This window comes from uncultured Serinicoccus sp. (assembly GCF_947500995.1).
Classification (GTDB): Bacteria; Actinomycetota; Actinomycetes; order Actinomycetales; family Dermatophilaceae; genus Ornithinicoccus.
Genome location: NZ_CANMUA010000039.1, coordinates 1 through 262, shown reverse-complemented (window position 1 = coordinate 262; position 262 = coordinate 1). Strand labels below are relative to the sequence as shown.

Annotated in this window: 1 protein-coding gene; it reads left to right on the top strand. The window is 71.0% G+C overall.

What is annotated here, in order from left to right; translation table 11 throughout:
• Positions 1 to 262 (top strand): transposase (locus Q0967_RS17350; protein ID WP_299451324.1); only part of this gene is annotated, 262 nt, incomplete at both ends.

Sequence of the window (262 nt, the reverse complement as noted above, 5' to 3'; positions counted from 1 at the left end):
CTGGAACCGCGTCGGCGGATCGACCAGGCGCTGTACGCGGTGGTGATGGAGGCCTACGTCCACGGCGTCTCGACCCGGTCGGTGGACGACCTCGTGGTCGCCCTGGGCGGGACCGGGATCTCCAAGTCCGAGGTGTCGCGGATCTGCGCGGGCCTGGACGAGGTCGTTGGCGCGTTCCGCACCCGCCGGCTGGACCACGCTCGCTTCCCCTACGTCTACCTGGACGCGACCTACCTGCACGTGCGCACCGAGGCCGGGATGG